Source organism: Streptococcus sp. 2579, from assembly GCF_013277195.1.
Classification (GTDB): domain Bacteria; phylum Bacillota; class Bacilli; order Lactobacillales; family Streptococcaceae; genus Streptococcus.
Genome location: NZ_VMMM01000022.1, coordinates 1 through 18,391, shown reverse-complemented (window position 1 = coordinate 18,391; position 18,391 = coordinate 1). Strand labels below are relative to the sequence as shown.

General features: G+C 39.4%; 14 protein-coding genes, 1 tRNA gene, 1 other RNA gene and 6 pseudogenes. 1 reads left to right on the top strand and 21 read right to left on the bottom strand.

All coding sequences use genetic code 11. The features are described 5' to 3' along the window. Window positions 1-35: 35 nt before the first annotated feature. From HT725_RS08950 to comW, 20 genes and pseudogenes are all read right to left on the bottom strand, one after another. Window positions 36-1,658: an N-acetylmuramoyl-L-alanine amidase family protein gene (locus HT725_RS08950; protein ID WP_173253448.1), complete on the bottom strand. Its 1,623-nt coding sequence runs from the start codon at window positions 1,656-1,658 to the stop codon at window positions 36-38. A gap of 142 nt (window positions 1,659-1,800) precedes the next feature. Next, complete coding sequence (locus tag HT725_RS08945; RefSeq protein WP_173253447.1) at window positions 1,801-3,126, bottom strand: nucleoside triphosphate hydrolase; 1,326 nt, start codon at window positions 3,124-3,126, stop codon at window positions 1,801-1,803. Between the two features lie 145 nt (window positions 3,127-3,271). Further along, window positions 3,272-3,571, bottom strand: a pseudogene (locus tag HT725_RS10300) (N-acetylmuramoyl-L-alanine amidase family protein); the annotation flags it as partial. A gap of 1,135 nt (window positions 3,572-4,706) precedes the next feature. Beyond that, window positions 4,707-5,123, bottom strand: a pseudogene (locus HT725_RS08935) (hypothetical protein); the annotation flags it as partial. A gap of 7 nt (window positions 5,124-5,130) precedes the next feature. Beyond that, window positions 5,131-5,478: pseudogene (locus HT725_RS08930) on the bottom strand (hypothetical protein); the annotation flags it as partial. A gap of 7 nt (window positions 5,479-5,485) precedes the next feature. Then, complete coding sequence (locus HT725_RS08925) at window positions 5,486-6,448, bottom strand: Rpn family recombination-promoting nuclease/putative transposase (protein ID WP_173253445.1); 963 nt, start codon at window positions 6,446-6,448, stop codon at window positions 5,486-5,488. A 179-nt stretch (window positions 6,449-6,627) separates the two neighbouring features. Continuing rightward, window positions 6,628-6,895: pseudogene (locus HT725_RS08920) on the bottom strand (IS110 family transposase); the annotation flags it as partial. Window positions 6,896-6,916: 21 nt separating this feature from the next. Next, window positions 6,917-7,915 carry an Abi family protein gene (locus tag HT725_RS08915; RefSeq protein ID WP_173253443.1) on the bottom strand — a complete coding sequence of 333 codons (999 nt, stop codon included), beginning with the start codon at window positions 7,913-7,915 and terminating at the stop codon, window positions 6,917-6,919. 176 nt (window positions 7,916-8,091) lie between these two features. Continuing rightward, window positions 8,092-8,403, bottom strand: a pseudogene (locus HT725_RS08910) (hypothetical protein); the annotation flags it as partial. Window positions 8,404-8,416: 13 nt separating this feature from the next. Next, window positions 8,417-9,328, bottom strand: a complete 912-nt coding sequence (locus HT725_RS08905) for an Rpn family recombination-promoting nuclease/putative transposase (protein ID WP_173253441.1) — start codon at window positions 9,326-9,328, stop codon at window positions 8,417-8,419. A gap of 117 nt (window positions 9,329-9,445) precedes the next feature. After that, the gene (locus tag HT725_RS08900) at window positions 9,446-10,414 is read right to left on the bottom strand and encodes a ribose-phosphate diphosphokinase (RefSeq protein ID WP_000010158.1); all 969 of its coding nucleotides are present in this window, start codon (window positions 10,412-10,414) and stop codon (window positions 9,446-9,448) included. A gap of 145 nt (window positions 10,415-10,559) precedes the next feature. Next, window positions 10,560-11,375, bottom strand: a complete 816-nt coding sequence (locus HT725_RS08895) for a PrsW family glutamic-type intramembrane protease (protein WP_049511696.1) — start codon at window positions 11,373-11,375, stop codon at window positions 10,560-10,562. Between the two features lie 24 nt (window positions 11,376-11,399). Continuing rightward, window positions 11,400-11,897 carry a carbonic anhydrase gene (locus tag HT725_RS08890; RefSeq protein ID WP_049511695.1) on the bottom strand — a complete coding sequence of 166 codons (498 nt, stop codon included), beginning with the start codon at window positions 11,895-11,897 and terminating at the stop codon, window positions 11,400-11,402. Between the two features lie 72 nt (window positions 11,898-11,969). Beyond that, complete coding sequence (gene radA / locus HT725_RS08885) at window positions 11,970-13,334, bottom strand: DNA repair protein RadA (RefSeq protein ID WP_173253480.1); 1,365 nt, start codon at window positions 13,332-13,334, stop codon at window positions 11,970-11,972. Between the two features lie 10 nt (window positions 13,335-13,344). Next, window positions 13,345-13,902: a histidine phosphatase family protein gene (locus HT725_RS08880; RefSeq protein ID WP_173253440.1), complete on the bottom strand. Its 558-nt coding sequence runs from the start codon at window positions 13,900-13,902 to the stop codon at window positions 13,345-13,347. Next, a complete protein-coding gene (locus HT725_RS08875) occupies window positions 13,862-14,305 on the bottom strand; it encodes a dUTP diphosphatase (protein WP_061864865.1) in 444 nt (147 codons plus the stop codon). Before HT725_RS08875 ends, HT725_RS08880 begins: the two co-directional genes overlap by 41 nt. Window positions 14,306-14,361: 56 nt before the next feature. Continuing rightward, window positions 14,362-14,459, bottom strand: an RNA gene (gene ffs, locus HT725_RS08870) — signal recognition particle sRNA small type. A 32-nt stretch (window positions 14,460-14,491) separates the two neighbouring features. Further along, window positions 14,492-14,959, bottom strand: coding sequence for a tRNA adenosine(34) deaminase TadA (gene tadA / locus HT725_RS08865; RefSeq protein ID WP_173253439.1), 468 nt, complete (start codon window positions 14,957-14,959; stop codon window positions 14,492-14,494). Between the two features lie 199 nt (window positions 14,960-15,158). After that, the gene (locus tag HT725_RS08860) at window positions 15,159-16,445 is read right to left on the bottom strand and encodes an adenylosuccinate synthase (RefSeq protein ID WP_001832534.1); all 1,287 of its coding nucleotides are present in this window, start codon (window positions 16,443-16,445) and stop codon (window positions 15,159-15,161) included. A gap of 230 nt (window positions 16,446-16,675) precedes the next feature. Further along, window positions 16,676-16,912 carry a sigma(X)-activator ComW gene (comW, locus tag HT725_RS08855; protein ID WP_173253438.1) on the bottom strand — a complete coding sequence of 79 codons (237 nt, stop codon included), beginning with the start codon at window positions 16,910-16,912 and terminating at the stop codon, window positions 16,676-16,678. 271 nt (window positions 16,913-17,183) lie between these two features. Between comW and HT725_RS08850 the strand changes: the two are divergent. Beyond that, a pseudogene (locus HT725_RS08850) lies at window positions 17,184-18,224 on the top strand (ISL3 family transposase); the annotation flags it as partial. 69 nt (window positions 18,225-18,293) lie between these two features. On the opposite strand, the gene HT725_RS08845 reads toward HT725_RS08850, so the two are convergent. Then, window positions 18,294-18,367: transfer RNA gene (locus HT725_RS08845), tRNA-Asn, on the bottom strand. Window positions 18,368-18,391 lie beyond the last annotated feature (24 nt).

The window sequence follows — 18,391 nt, the reverse complement described above, 5'->3', positions numbered from 1 at the left end:
AAGAGGAATTTCCCCTTATTTCTTTATTATATCCATTACACCCACTCACCATTGGCATTTACTGTGTAACCATCGATAGTTGTGTTCACAGCCAATGCACCTGATGAATATGAGTAATACCATTTACCGCTAACTTGGTACCAACCTGTCTTCATAGCACCTGAGCCAGCAAGATAATACCATGTACCACCTTGCTTGAGCCAACCTGTTTGCATAGCACCTGAATCATTGAGGTAATACCAGTTACCATCTAAAAGCTTCCAACCAGTCTGCATAGCACCTGAACCGTCAAGGTAATACCATGTACCATTGTCTTTTATCCATCTAGTACCCATTTTACCTAAACTGTCAAAATGGTACCAACTACCATTTATAAATTTCCAACCTGTCTGCATAGCACCTGAACCGTTAAGATAGTACCAATTACCATCAACTTGTTTCCAACCAGTTTTCATCACACCAGTTTCATCCAAGTAATACCATGACCCATCTTTGACCCAACCAGTCTTCATTCCATCTTCTTTAGAGAAATAATACCAATCCAGTCCAATTTTCTTCCATCCAACATGACGATTTCCCTCATCATCAATGAAGAATTTTTTACCATCAATTAAAACAATACCTGGTTTAAGGACACCTTCCTCATCTAAGAAATAATGTTTCCCGTCTACTGTAATATCCCCTGTTAGACGAACACCTTCTTTTAGATAGTAAGTTTTATCATCAATTTTGATAAAGCCAGTTTTCTTATCACCATTTTCAACAAAATAGTAAACCTTATCAGCAACTTTTACAAAGCCTAGCTTTTTAACACCATCTTTTTCATCTAGATAGTATTGCTTATCACCTGCAGTCAATAGACCTTTTTTCATAGCTCCATCAGCTTCAAAGTAGTAAGTCTTACTATCAATTTTTTGCCAGCCAGTAACTTTTTTACCGTCCTTAATATAGTAGACCTTCCCATTCTCCGTTTTGAATTGACCTGCAGAATTAGACTGGTTTTGATTATTATTTTGGTTAGTATTAGTTGTTGAATTTGAGCGATAGATATGGTAAAGTGTATCACCTTTTAATTCACCATTAACATAAGTATAGTTGGCAATATCCAGACGACTGGTATCAGAAGCTGCAGAGCCTGTACGTGGATCTTTAATATCAACTGGAACATCACTACCAGGTTTATATTCTACAAAACGAACTTTTTTTACTGGAGAATTAGAATTTGTTGTTGAGCCATTATTATTGTTTGCGCCAGTACCATTTTGGTTATTATTCCCATTAGCATTACTAGTGCTACCATTGTTTTGGTTGTTATCTCTATGGTATGGATTGGTCTGAGTACCAGAATTCGTAGTACCTGTCGTAGCAGTTGGCGCATACATATGATACATAATACCATCCTCTTCTCTACTAGAAGTATAGACATAACTTGCAATTTCTGGGTGTTCTTTAATAGATTCAGCTGTCACAGCAGCACCTGTAAGTGCATCTTTAATATCTACAGGTCCACCATTTTTAAATGTTGCATAGTGGACTTCTTTAACCGTAGAAGTTGTTGTAGCCGTTGTTGCCCCTGTTTCGGCAGCTTTTACTTGTTGAACTGTAGCCATAGCTAGCACTGAAGTGGCTAGCAAGATACCTGTTAGTGTTTTCTTCATGAGAAGAACCTCCTTTATTAAATGGTTAAATTTATATAGATTATATCTCTTTCCTATAATAAATGCAATAAAAAACATAAAAAGTGTAGAAATATTTAACAATAACAGAAAGAGAGCAGTTTGAACCACTCTCTTTGTTATTTTATACCCATTCACCGTTGGCATTTACATAGTAACCATCGACTGTAGTGCTTACTGCAAGGGCACCTGAACTATAAGCATAGTACCATTTACCACCAACTTGGAACCAGCCAGTTACCATAGCACCTGAACCTTTAAGGTAGTACCATGAATCACCTACTTTAGCCCAACCTGTTTGCATAGCACCTGAGTTGTTTAGGTAGTACCAAGTACCACCATCTTGCAACCAACCTGTTTGCATTTCGCCTGAACCGTTTAGATAGTACCAAGTGCTACCATCTTTAACCCACCATTTTTGCATGATGCCTTCAGCGTTAAAGTAATACCACTTACCGCCATCTTGTAACCAGCCAACTTGACGTTTGCCTTCTTTATTTACATAAATCCAGTTACTATCAACTTTATTCCAGCCAGCTTTTGTATTAGATTCATCTGTTAAGAAATATGTTTTACCATCAACGGTAATTTCCCCAAACTTACGTTCACCTTCTTCAGTGACATAGTAATACTTATCGCCAGCACCCTTGATAAGACCTGTCTTACGCTCACCTTCTGTAGTAATGTAATACCATTTTCCAGCACTATCTTTTACAATACCTGACTTGGTTGTACCGTCTTCAGCAAAGAAGTACCATTTATCACCTACCTTATGCGCTCCAATTGTCACAACACCATCTTTGACAAAATAAGTTTTTCCATTTTCAGAGATAATCTCTGTCTTACGAGCTCCATCTGACACAAAATAATAGGTTTTTTCTCCTACTTTAATGAAACCAGTTTTCTTAACACCTTGTCCGTCTAGATAGTAACGTTCAGATGTGTTTTCAAGAACTCCGTGAGCCATAACACCTTCACTATCAAAATAGTAAGTTTTTCCATCAACATTAGCCCAACCTTTTACAGGATTTCCTTTATAGTAAAGATAACGATTACCAGCAGACACACGCCATTTTACATCTTTATCAGAAGTTTTATAGCCTTGAGTATTTAACTCACTGACAGACGCATCGGGATCGTTTACATAATCATCAATCTTTGTCCCTTTCTCAACGAATAAGTAGTATTTTCTTCCCCCTTCAACATAGGCACGTTGAAATTCAAATCCTTCAATTGTCGAATGTTTAGAGATCGGCTGATTCCCATCTTCAAAAAATACTGTCTTACGTTCTTGTGAACGACCATTAATCACTGTGATCCACTCAGTTCTATAAACAACTTCTTCCGCACTTACTGGACGAGCTGTAATTGCAGAGTAACTGGTTAAAACTGCTGCACTTGCCATTGTCAAGCTAGCTACTGCTAGGGCTAAAGCTTTTTTATTTTTCATATGAGCATTCTCCATGTTTAAAATTTTAGGTAATAAACCTAGTTTTATTGTATCTTATTTTTTAAAAAAATTCTAAAAAAAACTGAACTTTTTATGGAAAAAATAAAAAGCAGAAGAAATCTCCTGCTTTTTTGATTAAACTAGATTATTTAACCCATTCACCGTTTCCGTTTACAGTGTATCCACCTACAGTAGTATTAACTGCAAGGGCACCAGAACCGTCAACGTAGTACCATTTACCAGCAACTTCAAACCATTGGCTAGCTTTCATAGCACCTGATGCTTCAAGGAAGTACCATTTGCCACCGTGTTGCAACCAACCAGTTTCCATAGCACCTGAACCATTTAGGTAGTACCAAGTGTTACCATCTTTAACCCACCATTTTTGCATTACGCCTTCAGCGTTAAAGAAGTACCATTTACCGTCGATTTGTTTCCAACCAGTAACTTGTTTGTTGTTGTCATAGTAGTGCCAGCCGTTTTCACCTTGAACCCACTCAGTACGAACAACATTGTAGCTGTCAGTTTTTTCAATTTCAACTGATGCATTTACATACATATCATTATTTTCGTTACGTCCAACTGCATCTGCTGTAAATAGTGAAGATTTTGTTAGGCGCTCAGGTAAAAAGTAACCTTTTGGTACTGTCAAAATACGGTAAACCGCTACTCCACCCTCGTGTAATTCAAACTCAGCATCACCTGCTTCATTTGTCTTAGCACTTACAAGAGCTGGGGCATCTTTAACAGGTTTTCCACCTTGAGCATTCAAGAAATCTTCAGTAGTTTTGTAAACTAATAGCTCAAATTCAACACCTGCAACTGGTGCACCTTGTTTATCTTTAACGTTGATACGTCCATGTGTTCCATTTGTGAATGGTACAACCTTTTGAACTTTACCATCTTTAAGATTAAATTGGCTATCATATGGATTAGATACTTTATCCTTGAATTGATTGTTAGGATTAATTACCAAATAAGTATAAGTAGAACCATCTGCATATTGAACAGATACTACTTTATCTCCATTTGCTAGAACTTGTTCAGCACGGTTAGTTTCAGTTGCTTTTTCCACTTGTGAAGGATCGTAAGTTTTTTCAACTTTTCTAACTGATGCTGCTTCTTCAGGTGTCAATTGTCTGTCAGCTGAAACAGCTTGTACAGCACCAAATGCTGCAAGAGCGACTGCGCTTGTCAATAAAACTTTTTTCATCGTTTTATCTCCTTTATTTTTCTTTAAAATATTTTTTCGTAAGACTATCTTACTACCATACAGTATATAAATATTTGCAGGATTTGTCAAGGGTTTTCATCAACTTTTTACCTATTTTTTTCAAAAAAGGGGAAAAAACGTCTTTGTGAGATGAAATACTCTTCAAATACCGTATCTCACAAGTGAAAATCTCACAAATTTCTTAAACCCTGAGTCAAACCTCACATATCTAATCCATATCGATAGTTGGATAGAACTCACTTCCATGATATTATCCTATAACCCCTTCCAAATGTCAAGCAAAAATGACAAGTATTTTAGAAATAACTCGCCATTTCATTAACTTTCTACTATTTAAAATGTGACCTCATAGCAAGGACTCAAACTCAGCGACAGTCATGCCTAATTGCTCGCTAGCAACCTCGGAAGTCAGAAGACCTTGACGGACTAGATTTACTAAACCTACTTTTAATCCCTCTTCAATGCCTTCTTCGCGCCCTTTTTCAATACCCTCTGCACGGCCACGTTCAAGTCCACGCTCTAAACCTTGTTCAAGACCTTCCGCTCTAGCTGTTTCCAAGGCATAGTCATGAGCGAGTAAGGCTTGTTCTTCACGCCTGCGTTGTTCACTAAACATTCTCCTGTCCTCCTCGGACCAGCTCTTGTAGTCCAGCAGTTGGTCTGCCTGGCTGATGGCTCGCTCGGGTTCTTGGGTAAAGGGTTTATTCCCGAAAAACTCCAACCACGGCTTGCGAACCTCGTCTTTGCTGGTTTCTCTGTATTTTTAGGTCTTATTTATGATGGTCTTTCAATAATTCTTCAAACTCAGAGACAGTCATGCCCAATTGCTGACTGGCAACCTCTGCTGTTAAAAGATGCTGGCGAACAAGATTTGCTAACATAACAAAACCACCTTCCGCCCTAGCAGTTTCCAAGGCATAGTCCTGTGCTAACAAGGCCTGTTCTTCTCGCATACGTAGTTGACTAAACATTTTCCTGTCCTCCTCGGACCAGCTCTTGTAGTCTAGCAGTTGGTCTGCCTGGCTGATGGCTCGCTCGGGGTGCTGGGTAAAGGGTTTATTCCCGAAAAACTCCGACCATGGCTTGCGAACCTCGTCTTTGCTGGTTTCTCTGTATTTTTAGGTCTTATTTATGATGGTCTTTCAATAGCTCCTCAAACTCAGCAACAGTCATGCCCAATTGTTCACTCGCAACCTCCGAAGTCAGAAGACCTTGGCGGACCATATCCAGAAAGGCAAAAAGTTTCCCTTCTTCCCTTCCTTCAACTTTCCCACGCTCCAGTCCCTGTTCAATCCCTTCTGCACGACCACGTTCAAGACCACGTTCTAAGCCTTTTTCTTCAGCTTGTTCCAAGGCATAGTCCTGTGCCAACAAGGCTTGTTCTTCACGCATACGTAGTTGACTAAACATTTTCCTGTCCTCCTCGGACCAGCTCTTGTAGTCCAGCAGTTGATCTGCTTGGCTGATGGCTCGCTCGGGTTGTTGGGTAAAGGGCTTGTTCCCGAAAAACTCCAACCACGGTTTGCGAACCTCGTCTTTGCTGGTTTCCCTGTATTTTTTTAATTCCAAGAATGCCATCTTGACTAGATGGTTTTCCTGACCGTTACTTGTGATAGTTAATACCTCACCTGTCATATCCTCGCGCATACTAAAGCTATGGAAAGCCAAGTCATCTGAGAAGTAATTACTATCCACGATAGCGATAGCATATACTGGTGCGATGTGTTTGTAACTCTGGTGGGTATCACCTTCTCGTTGGCGAATTTTTTCGAGATTTTGATTGACCTGACTACATAAATAAGCCCACAGGCGATTGATGAAAAAATTCTGATGATGTACCTGTATTTCGATAATAACTTGAGTTCCATTATCTAACTCCGCTAAAACATCTATACTAGTATAGAAATCTTGCGCCGAATAGGGCATGGAAGGCAAGACGTGAATGTTGCTTCCCTCCAAAATGGTCACATTTTTTGCTGGCAAGTCCAGCATATCGCGGATAAATTGACAAGTGATTTCTGGATTGCTAAAGATTTTTTTAGCAACCAAGTCATTAGTTGGGCTGATGCCCGGATGACGTAATGTCATACTTTCTCTCCTTTCATTATAGCACATTTTTAAATCTAGGTTTACTAGATTTGATGCTTCTATCTATTTATTCGGAAAAGAGACGAAAAAAATAAAAGTTATTAAAACTATTGTTTATCCTTAATTTTATCTGTACTAAAAGAGGGTTTGACACCTAATTTTTAAAATTAAAACACCCTGAATCCAGATACGGTTTGAATCAGCTTAACTTGTTCTTGATATTCTTGTTCGAGTTTCCGAATCATGGTTTCTAAGTCTTCTTTGCAGATGGCAAGAACATCATAGTGCTCCTTGATGATTCTGATTTTCTCACCTTGTTCAGGTGTTACATCGTCCGCTATAGTAATTCCAAAATCTCGCATCTTATCCTTCATTCATCTTGGTAATCAACTTCTTAATGTTTGGTTTCTCATCTGGATTGTCAAAGATTCTCTGAATAATAACTTGAGTAAAAAATCATTCCTTAGTTCAACCGATCCACAATATATCTTTCCAATTGCTTGGCAAACCAATCTTACTAGATAATATGATATTTGACTTTTCCATCAACTGTGCCTCTAAAGTCGTCAAAAAATCGTTCCAATCTTGAACAAAAGAATGTGAATGATGTTGTATAAGATTTTTCATAGCTAAAAGATAAGCAAATAAATCGTTATTATGCGTCTTTTTCTTTTTAGTCTCTGCATTCTTGTTTATTTGACGCAAATCAGCTGAAAAGAAACTTGGACTTGCTATTGTAAAATTTTGACCATATAGTCTTAAATGATGTGCTGTCCTATTTCTCATATGCCATGTAGCTGAAACCCAGCCAAATAATTTACTCTGGATTTCTTCTCCATGAATTTTAGAATTTACCACACCAGTTGATAAAAATGTAGTATCTATCCAATACTCCCGGTACTCTTTTTTCAGTGCACTTATAAAACGAGTTGTTTCCCCAAAAGTCATCTCTTGAAAAAGCACCCAAATTGGGAACTTAGAACCTTTATTTTTGATATGATGCTGTATTGACAGACTTTGATTCTCTGATAAATGTTTTTCTATAATTGAAATAAATTCGTTATATAATTCAGAGTTTTCATAAATAGTTTCATCCAAGTAACACTCACCTTTTTGATATTTTCCATTATATTGCTGACAAAGCGATTCAATAAAAGTTGATTTTATAAACTGCTCTAATCTACCAGAAAATATAAACAGAAACTGTGACAACCAGTCATTAAATTCATACAATGAAATCGCTGCTTGAAATTTTCCTTTATGAAGATTATCTGGAACCTGTTTAATAAAAGCAGAAAACGAATAGTAATTATGGCAACGTAAAAAATTTTTGGAATCTAGTTCCTCTTCAGGTGACATATCTAGCTTATCTGAAAGATAACTTACCAAATCTTCAAGAGGTAAAAATGCTTTCATTTCTCTCTTTAAATCTCTTAACAAAGAAATACTATTATCAGTTGTGTACATCATTAACCTTCTAAATTTATAAAAAAATGACTCCAGTTGCTATGAAACAGGGAGCAAAAGGAGTGCTTGTATCTAAATACTATACTATTCTATAAAAAAAGTCAAGTCAACTTGATATTTTTTCAATTTGTGTCTAATTGTTCACTCGTAAATTCGGAAGGCAAAGCATGTTGTCATACTAAATCAATAAAGGCAAAGATTTATCCTTCAACTTTCCCGCGCTCCAGTCCTTGTTCGATACCTTCCACCCTAGCAGTTTCCAAGGCATAGTCCTGTGCTAACAAGGCTTGTTCTTCACGCCTGCGTTGTTCACTAAACATTCTCCTGTCCTCCTCGAACCAGCTCTTGTAGTCCAGCAGTTGGTCTGCTTGGCTGATGGCTCGCTCGGGGTGCTGGGTAAAGGGTTTATTCCCGAAAAACTCCAACCATGGCTTGCGAACCTCATCTTTGCTGGTTTCTCTGTATTTTCTTAATTCCAAGAACGCCATTACTGTGATGGTATTACAAAAGTGCTTCAAACTCCGCTACTGACATACCCAATTGTTCACTCGCGAATTCGGAAGTTAAAACATGTTGGCGTACTAAATCTAGAAAGGTAAAGATTTTCCCACGCTCTAAACCTTGTTCAATACCTTCTGCACGACCACGTTCTAAGCCCTTTTCCTCAGCTTGTTCCAAGGCATAGTCCTGAGCGAGTAAGGCTTGTTCTTCACGCCTGCGTTGTTCACTAAACATCTTCCTGTCCTCCTCGGACCAGCTCTTGTAATCTAGCAGTTGGTCTGCTTGGCTGATGGCTCGCTCGGGTTGTTGAGTAAAGGGCTTATTACCAAAAAACTCCAACCACGGCTTGCGAACCTCGTCTTTGCTGGTTTCTCTGTATTTTTTGAGTTCCAAGAACGCCATCTTGACCAGATGGTTTTCTTGTCCATTGTTTGTAATTGTTAAAATCTCACCTGTCGTGTCCTCGCGCATACTAAAGCTATGGAAAGCCAAGTCATCTGAAAAGTAATTGCTATCCACAATGGCAATTGCGTATACTGGTGCGATATGTTTGTAACTCTGATGGGTATCACCTTCACGCTGACGAATTTTTTCAAGATTTTGATTGACCTGACTGCACAGGTAAGCCCATAAACGATTGATGAAAAAATTCTGATGATGAACCTGAATTTCGATGATAACTTGCGTACCATTATCCAACTCCGCCAAAACATCTATACTTGTATAGAAATCCTGTGCCGAGTACGGTAAGGAAGGCAAGACATGAATGTTACTTCCCTCCAAAATGGTCACATTTTTAGCTGGTAAATCCAGCATATCGCGAATAAATTGACAAGTGATTTCTGGATTGCTGAAAATTTTCTTAGCAACCAAATCGTTGGTCGGGCTAATGCCCGGATGTCTGAGAATCATCCTTTTCCTCCTTCTATTATAGCACATTTTTAAATCTAAGCTCACTAGATTCACTGCTACTATCTATTTATTCGGAAAAAAGACGAAAAAACCTGAGAATTATCTCAGGCTTGGTCATTAAATCTTTTTCTCAATACTGAAAAGTGGAGAGAGTGGGCGTTTTTCATGGATACGTACAATAGCATCCCCTAGGAGATGAGCGATTGAAATTTGCTCAATCTTATCAATCAAACGCTCTTCTGGCAGATAGATGGTATCCAAAACAACCAATTTCTTGATAGCTGATTTTTGGATATTGTCCATAGCAGGACCAGAAAGAACTGGGTGCGTACAGCTTGCATAGACTTCAACAGCACCAGCTTCTGCAAGAGCATCTGCCGCATGACAAATCGTTCCAGCAGTATCAATCATATCATCAATCAAGATACAAGTCTTGCCTTCGACCTTACCGATGATGTTCATGACTTCACTGGTATTCATCTTATCAACGCTACGACGTTTGTCTATGATAGCGATAGATGTTTTCAAAAATTCTGCTAACTTACGAGCACGAGTCACCCCTCCATGGTCTGGGCTGACAACCACATAGTCAGAACCAACCATGCCACGACGCTCAAAATAATCCGCAATCAGAGGAGCTCCCATCAAATGATCCACAGGAATATCAAAGAATCCTTGAATCTGCGCAGCATGCAAGTCGATGGTCAATAAACGATCCACTCCAGCTACTTCAAGCATATTTGCGACAAGTTTTGAAGTGATTGGCTCACGCGCTCTCGCCTTTCTATCCTGACGTGCATACCCATAGTAAGGCATGACAACATTGACAGATTCTGCACTCGCACGCTTCAAAGCATCCACCATAATCAAAATTTCAAGCAGATTGTCATTTACAGGCGAACTAGTTGATTGTAGGATAAAGACGTGTTTCCCACGGATTGATTCTTCGATGTTGACCTGAATCTCTCCATCTGAAAATTGACGGACACTTGATTTCCCCAACTCTATCCCAATCTCCTGCGCCACACGTTCTGCCAATTCTTTATTAGAAGAAAGGGCAAACAGCTTTAAATCAGAAAAAGACATGATTTCCTCCGGTATATATGTATCGCTTGTGCTTTTCACAAGATTTTTCCATCTACCATTGTAGCGCTTTTTACACTATTTTTCAATCAAAAATAAAAGAAGGGCACCATATTTGTACCCTTGCATCATTCTTTTGAAAAATATTCTAGTTCATCAACTCATCGTGCTTCTCAACAAAACGATAAGCCTGATAAAAACCATAGAGAGTAATAGCCGTAACCACTGGAATCGCTAAAGGCAACTCTGTCTCCAATTCAACAAAAGGAGAGTTAAACAAGAAATGAGTTCCCAAGGCTAAAGCTAAGAAAATAAGCCCCTCTTTCTTGCCAACCTTCTGTCCTTTATAGGCTCTGTAAAGCAAGTAAACACCTACTACAGCCAGGCCTGAAAAAGTCCAGTGAGAGGCAATTCCTGAGATGATACGCTCTAAAATCCTCGAAATAGTAAAGTCAAATCCCTCTGGCAAATCCGTACGAATGTAGCCAATATCCTCAATCATTTGGAATCCCAAACCAGAAGCAATTCCTAGTAAAAACAAAGATTTTAATTTTCGCACAGGAATCAAAGCTAAAACAAAGACAAGTGGCAATAATTTCAAGGGTTCTTCTACCAAAGGAGCCACAATAGCACTTTCAAAGGCATTTAAAAATGCACTATCTGGAAAAAGAACGCCAAGCAAATCATGGATATAGGTATTCGCAAAGCTAGACAACCAACCTGAGAGGAACATTCCACCCAATAAAGACAAAATCAAGGCCTTCTTTGGCAATTCCCATTTTTTCCCAATACGGAAAAGGAAATAAAGAGCCGGAATCATGTAAAAGAGAGCTAGAAAGATAGAAACTCCCATTAGTCCATATTCCGCACCTGACATCGAACCGTCCGTATAGTAAATGGTTTCATACTGCAAACCAATACATAGCAATAAAATAAAAATAAATAAAATACTGTTTTTCTTCATACACTTTCTTTCTAAATGAATTTTTTACAATTCTACGACTGTCATACTTCCTGTATCCACATCGTAAATGGCACCAGAGATAGTGACATCGTCTGGTATTAGGGGAGACTCGATAAGCAATTGCATGTCCTCACGTACACTCTCCTCTATATCTTGGAAAGGCAAGAAGTCCTGGTCTGACACATCGACACCTAGTTCCTCTTTCAGATACTCCTGAAAAGGTCCATTTTCAAAGGTCTGAGCACCACAGTCGGTATGGTGCAATACCACAATCTCTCTTGTCCCCATTTGTTGCTGGGAAATAACTAGCGAACGAATCATGTCCTCGGTCACCCGACCACCTGCATTCCGCAAGATATGAGCATCCCCAAGTGCCAAGCCCAGAGCTTGCGCAACGTGCAAACGAGAGTCCATACAGGTCACAATAGCCACTCTTGTTTTGGGTTTAAGTGGCAGATTTAACTGCCCATGTAGGGCAACATAAGCCTGATTGGCTTGCATAAACTGTTCAAAATACGACACGATTCCCTCCTTGAAAATTTGATAGTCAAATATTTCTCCTATCTTATCATTTTTAAGAGGATTTGTCACGGATTATGCAAATACCTTTTTCAAAACTTCCTGAATCGTTGTCACCCCAATGACCTGAATTTCCTTGGGTGGAGTGATTCCTGTCAAGGAATTCTTGGGTACATAAATCTTAGTAAAGCCCAGTTTAGCAGCTTCGTTGATGCGTTGCTCGATACGATTCACGCGCCGAATTTCTCCTGTCAAGCCCAATTCTCCGACAAAACATTCCTGAGGATTAGTTGGCTTGTCTTTGTAGCTCGAAGCAATAGCAACTGCAACGGCCAAGTCAATGGCAGGTTCATCCAATTTGACACCGCCAGCAGATTTGAGGTAGGCATCCTGATTTTGCAAGAGAAGCCCTGCCCGTTTTTCTAAAACAGCCATAATCAAGCTAGCACGATTAAAATCAAGTCCCGTCGTCGTACGCTTAGCATTTCCAAACATGGTCGGTGTTACCAAAGCCTGAACCTCCGCCAAAATCGGACGCGTCCCTTCCATGGTCACAACGATAGAGGAACCAGTCGCCCCATCCAAACGCTCTTCTAAGAAAACTTGACTCGGATTGAGGACCTCAACCAAACCGCCCGACTGCATCTCAAAAATCCCAATCTCATTAGTGGAACCAAAACGGTTTTTGACTGCCCTCAAGATACGAAAGGTATGGTGGCGCTCCCCTTCAAAGTAAAGCACCGTATCCACCATATGCTCCAACATTCTCGGCCCAGCCAAGGTTCCTTCCTTGGTCACATGACCTACGATAAAGATGGCAATGTTATTGGTTTTGGCCAGCTGCATAAGTTCAGCTGTCACCTCACGCACTTGAGAAACAGACCCCTGCACCCCTGAAATCTCAGGAGACATAATGGTCTGAATGGAGTCAATAATGAGGAAGTTTGGCTGGATTCTTTCTACCTCAGCTCGAACACTCTGCATATTGGTCTCTGCATAGAGATAAAACTCGCTATCAATATCTCCCAAGCGTTCCGCTCGCAACTTGATTTGCTGGGCAGACTCCTCCCCACTGATATAGAGAACCGTTCCCACTTGGGACAACTGGGTTGAGACTTGTAGGAGAAGGGTTGATTTCCCGATTCCAGGATCCCCACCGATAAGAACGAGACTTCCCGGTACCACTCCGCCTCCAAGTACACGGTTGAATTCCTCCATGTCCGTCTTGGTTCGATTGACGTTGATAGAAGTCACCTCAGCCAGTTTCATGGGCTTGGTTTTCTCACCTGTCAAGGACACACGCGCATTCTTGACCTCGGCAACCTCAACCTCTTCTACAAAAGAAGACCAAGACCCACAGTTGGGACAACGTCCCAGATATTTAGGGGAATTATACCCACAATTTTGACATACAAATGTCGCTTTTTTCTTTGCGATGATAAACCTCTTTCTATATCTCTAACTCACACTCAATCACTTGGCAAAAATCAATCTTCTCATTTGGCACAAACTGACGCATGAGCATATTGTGAGTTACCACTATCACGGTCTGGTAATCTCGATACTTATCCATGCATTCTAGAAAACGAGACTTCATCTCCGCAGCTGTCTCATATCGAATAGGACTATTAGGAAGTAACTCCCCCTTATTTTCTAGAAACATAGTACGAGCTTTTTCAAAATTATCTGTGCCACTTTCATAGACCTGCCATTCATGTAATAAAGGCTCTACTCTTAAAGGAAGTCCCATAGCACAGGCCACATAAGAAGCCGTTTCTAAAGCTCTTGTGACTGCAGAAGATATGATTATTTCAGCTGAAGGTAGTAAAGGATTTTTCCTCAGTTCCTGAGCTTGCTGCCGTCCCTTCACAGACAAGGGCGCCAAATCTATCCCAAATCCCGTATAAGAACGCTCCTCTAACTCACGGTAATCTGGCTCCCCATGACGTACAAAGATAATTTTCATCCTAGTGCCCAGTCGATCCAAATCCACCAGTTCGCACGCCATCAGCTGCATCCCCATCTGCAATTAAGAAAGAAGCAAAGACAGCCTGGACCACACGTTCCCCAACTTCAAGAACAACCTCTTGGTCTGTGATATTCTTCATCTGCGCAAAAATATGCCCTTCATTCCCAGGATTTCCATAATAATCCCCATCAATGACACCAACCGAGTTAATCAAGACCAAGCCCTTCTTACGAGGATTTGAAGAGCGATCATAAAGGTAAAGAACCTCAGTCGGCTGCATATAGGCCTTAACCCCTGTCGGAACCAAGACAATCTCTCCTGGAGCGATAACTGTGCGCACAGCAACCTTTAAGTCGTAACCAGCCGCATGCGCTGTCTCACGCTTGGGCAATAAATTTTCATCTGTAAAACTAGAAACCAATTCAAAACCACGAATTTTCATCATCTTCTCTTTTCTATTATCATTTATTCTAGATTATTCTATCTTATTTATTCGGAAAAAGCACGAAAAAAAGAGCACACAATTCAAATCGCTTAGGGCTGCTGGATTCCTCCCCTGACCCGCTTCACGCAGAACTGTTGCTCCACTATTTATTATATCACATTCCTATTCATTTTAAAAGAAAAATTATTTTTTCCGTCTATTTCTAAAAAAATCCTGCATAATAGCTGCACATTCATCTTCCAAAATTCCCGTTTCAACCTCCACACGATGATTGAGACGCTCATCTGTCAAGATATCGTACAAACTCCCAGCAGCGCCAAATTTCTGGTTTTTAGCCCCATAGACCACGTTTGGAATACGGGCAAGTCCAATCGCCCCACTGCACATGACACAAGGCTCAATGGTCACAAAAAGCGTGCAATCCAGCAAGCGCCAGCTCTCCTCACTCAGATTCGCATTCTCTATGGCCATAATTTCCGCATGCATAACCGCTCGCTGCAGTTCCTCACGCGCATTATGCCCACGGCCAATGATTTCTCCGTCCTTGACAATCACACAACCAATTGGAATTTCATCGTGTTCAAGAGCAATCTCAGCCTCTTTCAATGCCTCTCTCATGAAGACTTCTTTTTCTTCAACTGTATAATTCATCCGTTTCTCTTTTCCTACTTATCGATTTTATTATTATATCATGATTCCCAAGACAAAAAAAGCCACCGAATGCGGTGACTTTATAGGGAGATTATTATGAAAAAGAAAAGTTTAGGATATTTGTTACAACAAGTTAGGAGGTCTTCTTGTAACTGTCTATAGTATACCCGACCTATCTTAAACAAATCTTAAAAATCTCTTAGGACCAAACACTTTCTAAAATATTTGTTTGTTCACGACCAGGACCTACTGAGAAAGTAGAAATACGAACACCAACCAATTCACTCACACGACGAACATAGTTACGCGCATTCTCAGGAAGATCTTCCAAATTACGAACTCCAGTGATATCTTCTGACCAACCTGGCAACTCTTCATAGATAGGTTTGCAACGTTTCAATTGCTCAAGACTAGCTGGATAGTAGTCAATACGTTGACCGTCAAGATCATAGGCCACACAGATTTTCACTGTATCTAAACCACTCAAAACATCGATAGAGTTCAATGAAAGATTAGTAATACCAGAAACACGACGACTATGGCGCATCACAACTGAGTCAAACCATCCCACACGACGTGGACGACCAGTTGTTGTACCATATTCATGACCGACTTCACGGATACGTTCTCCCACTTCATCAAATAATTCAGTTGGGAAAGGACCATCTCCTACACGACTCGTATAGGCTTTACATACACCAACAACCTTGTCAATCTTGCTTGGACCGACACCAGAACCAATTGTCACACCACCAGCTACAGGGTTTGATGACGTAACAAATGGATACGTACCTTGGTCAATATCTAGCATAACACCTTGTGCACCTTCAAAAAGTACACGTTTACCATTATCAAGCGCATCATTCAAGATAACAGATGTGTCTGTCACATACTTCTTGATTTGTTGACCATATTCGTAATATTCTTCAAAAATATCATCGAAAGCAATGGCTTTACTGTCATACAATTTTTCAAAAAGACGATTCTTTTCAGCAAGGTTACGTTCTAAACGCTCACGGAAAATGTCTTTATCCAAAAGATCTGCGATACGAATCCCAACACGAGCAGCCTTGTCCATATAAGCTGGACCAATTCCCTTGATTGTAGTACCAATCTTATTGTCGCCCTTAGCTTCTTCTTGCAAACGATCCAACTCGATATGATAAGGCAAAATGACATGCGCGCGATCAGAAATACGTAAGTTATCAGTTGTAACACCTTCCTCATGAAGATAGCTCAACTCTTTCACAAGAGATTTAGGATTTACAACCATACCATTCCCAATAACAGAGATTTTTTCAGGGAAGAAAATCCCAGATGGAATCAAGTGCAATTTAAACTTCTTACCATCAATCACAATCGTGTGACCAGCATTATCACCACCTTGGTAACGCGCAATCACTTCTGCATTCGCTGAAAGGAAGTCTGTAATCTTCCCTTTACCTTCATCACCCCATTGGGTACCTACAACAACAACTGAAGTCATAATCTTGTCTGAGCCCTCAGGCTCTTCCTTTCTCACATACATGGCAGGAATCTCACCCGCAATTATATCTTACAATTTATTATAAGAAAAAATCGCCTTTTTATCAAGAAGAAACAATAGAAAGATTTGCTATTTCCAACTATTAAAAAATGATTTATAAAAAATTCCGGCTATTTATCATTATTTTGCCACAAAAAGTTAAATTTGTTCGGAAATTAACTCAGACTATCTCAACAAGAAATAAAACCTTGTTTCATTATCATCTTTTCAAGATACAAACGATAAGCAACACGATAATGGTAAACGATAAAATCCCTACGACACCCAATGCCATATCTAACTAAATAATAAACCAAAAATTTAAAATGAAAATGTTCCCATTCCCAACTATTATCAAAGAAAGTAGCATACTCTTCTTCGATACTGTCATAGAAATCAGTCATCTGATCATAAATACTTTGTAGCATAAGCATACACTCCTTTACTTTTTATGATCTTATTCTAACAAAAAATTATAAAAAGTTATTAATAATTCCTGAATTGTTAAAATACCAACCTCAACAAGAGAAAAAATAGGAAAAGTTGACAGAATAGAAACAAATTTACTACCTGAATTTCAAAAGATTAAAGTCCTAAAAAGACCGCCTTAAAACTTTTGGGTAAACCCTATTATAACTATAATGTTTTTATATAGGTATTATGGATCTGATTTTGTAGTATAAAAAAATTCAAACCATAATTCTTCTTAGAAAACGTCGTTTTAAGTGCTATCATTGCTCGAAAATGATGGTGGCTGAGACTTCTATCGTCAAGAAGAATCACCAAATTTCTCGTATTATCAACCAAAAAATTGCTCAGAAGCTGATTGAAAAAACTTCTATGACCGATATTGCTCATCAGCTGTCTATTTCAACTTCAACTGTTATTCGCAAGCTCAATGACTTCCGGTTTAAGCATGATTTTTCTTACCTCCCTGAGATTATGTCCTGGGACGAGTACTCCTTTACCAAGGGAAAGATGAGCTTTATTGCGCAAGATTTTAAAAAACTCAACATCATCGCTGTTCTTGAGGGAAGAACACAAGCCATCATTCGAAATCACTTTCTTCGATACGATAGAGCTATTCGTTGTCAGGTAAAAATCATTACTATGGATATGTTTAGTCCCTACTATGACTTGGCTAAACAGCTTTTTCCGTGTGCCAAAATCGTTCTAGATCGCTTCCACATTGTACAACATCTAAGCCGTGCTATGAGTCGTGTGCGTATCCAAATCATGAATCAATTGGATCGAAAGTCTCATGAATACAAGGCTATCAAGCGTTACTGAAAGCTCATTCAACAAGATAGTCGTAAACTCAGTGAGAAACGTTTTTATCGCCCTACTTTTCGTATGCACTTAACAAATAAAGAGATTCTTGACAAGCTTTTGAGCTATTCAGAAGACTTAAAACACCACTATAATCTCTATCAACTCTTACTTTTTCACTTTCAGAATAAGGATGCTGACAAATTTTTCGGACTCATTGAGGACAATCTAAAGCAGGTTCATCCTCTTTTTCAGACTGTCTTTAAAACCTTTCTCAAGGACAAAGAGAAAATCGTCAATGCCCTTCAATTCCCCTATTCAAACACTAAACTGGAAGCGACCAATAATCTCATCAAACTTATCAAACGAAATGCCTTTGGTTTTCGGAACTTTGAAAACTTCAAACAACGGATTTTTATCGCTCTGAACATCAAAAAAGAAAGGACGAAATTTGTCCTTTCTCGAGCTTAGCTTTTCTTCAACTCACTACAGTTGACAAAGAGGTAAAAAAAAGAGGTCTTGACCTCTTTTAATTATCTACTCCGCCAGTAGGACTCGAACCTACGACATCATGATTAACAGTCATGCGCTACTACCAACTGAGCTATGGCGGAATAAAGCTAAGCGACTTCCATATC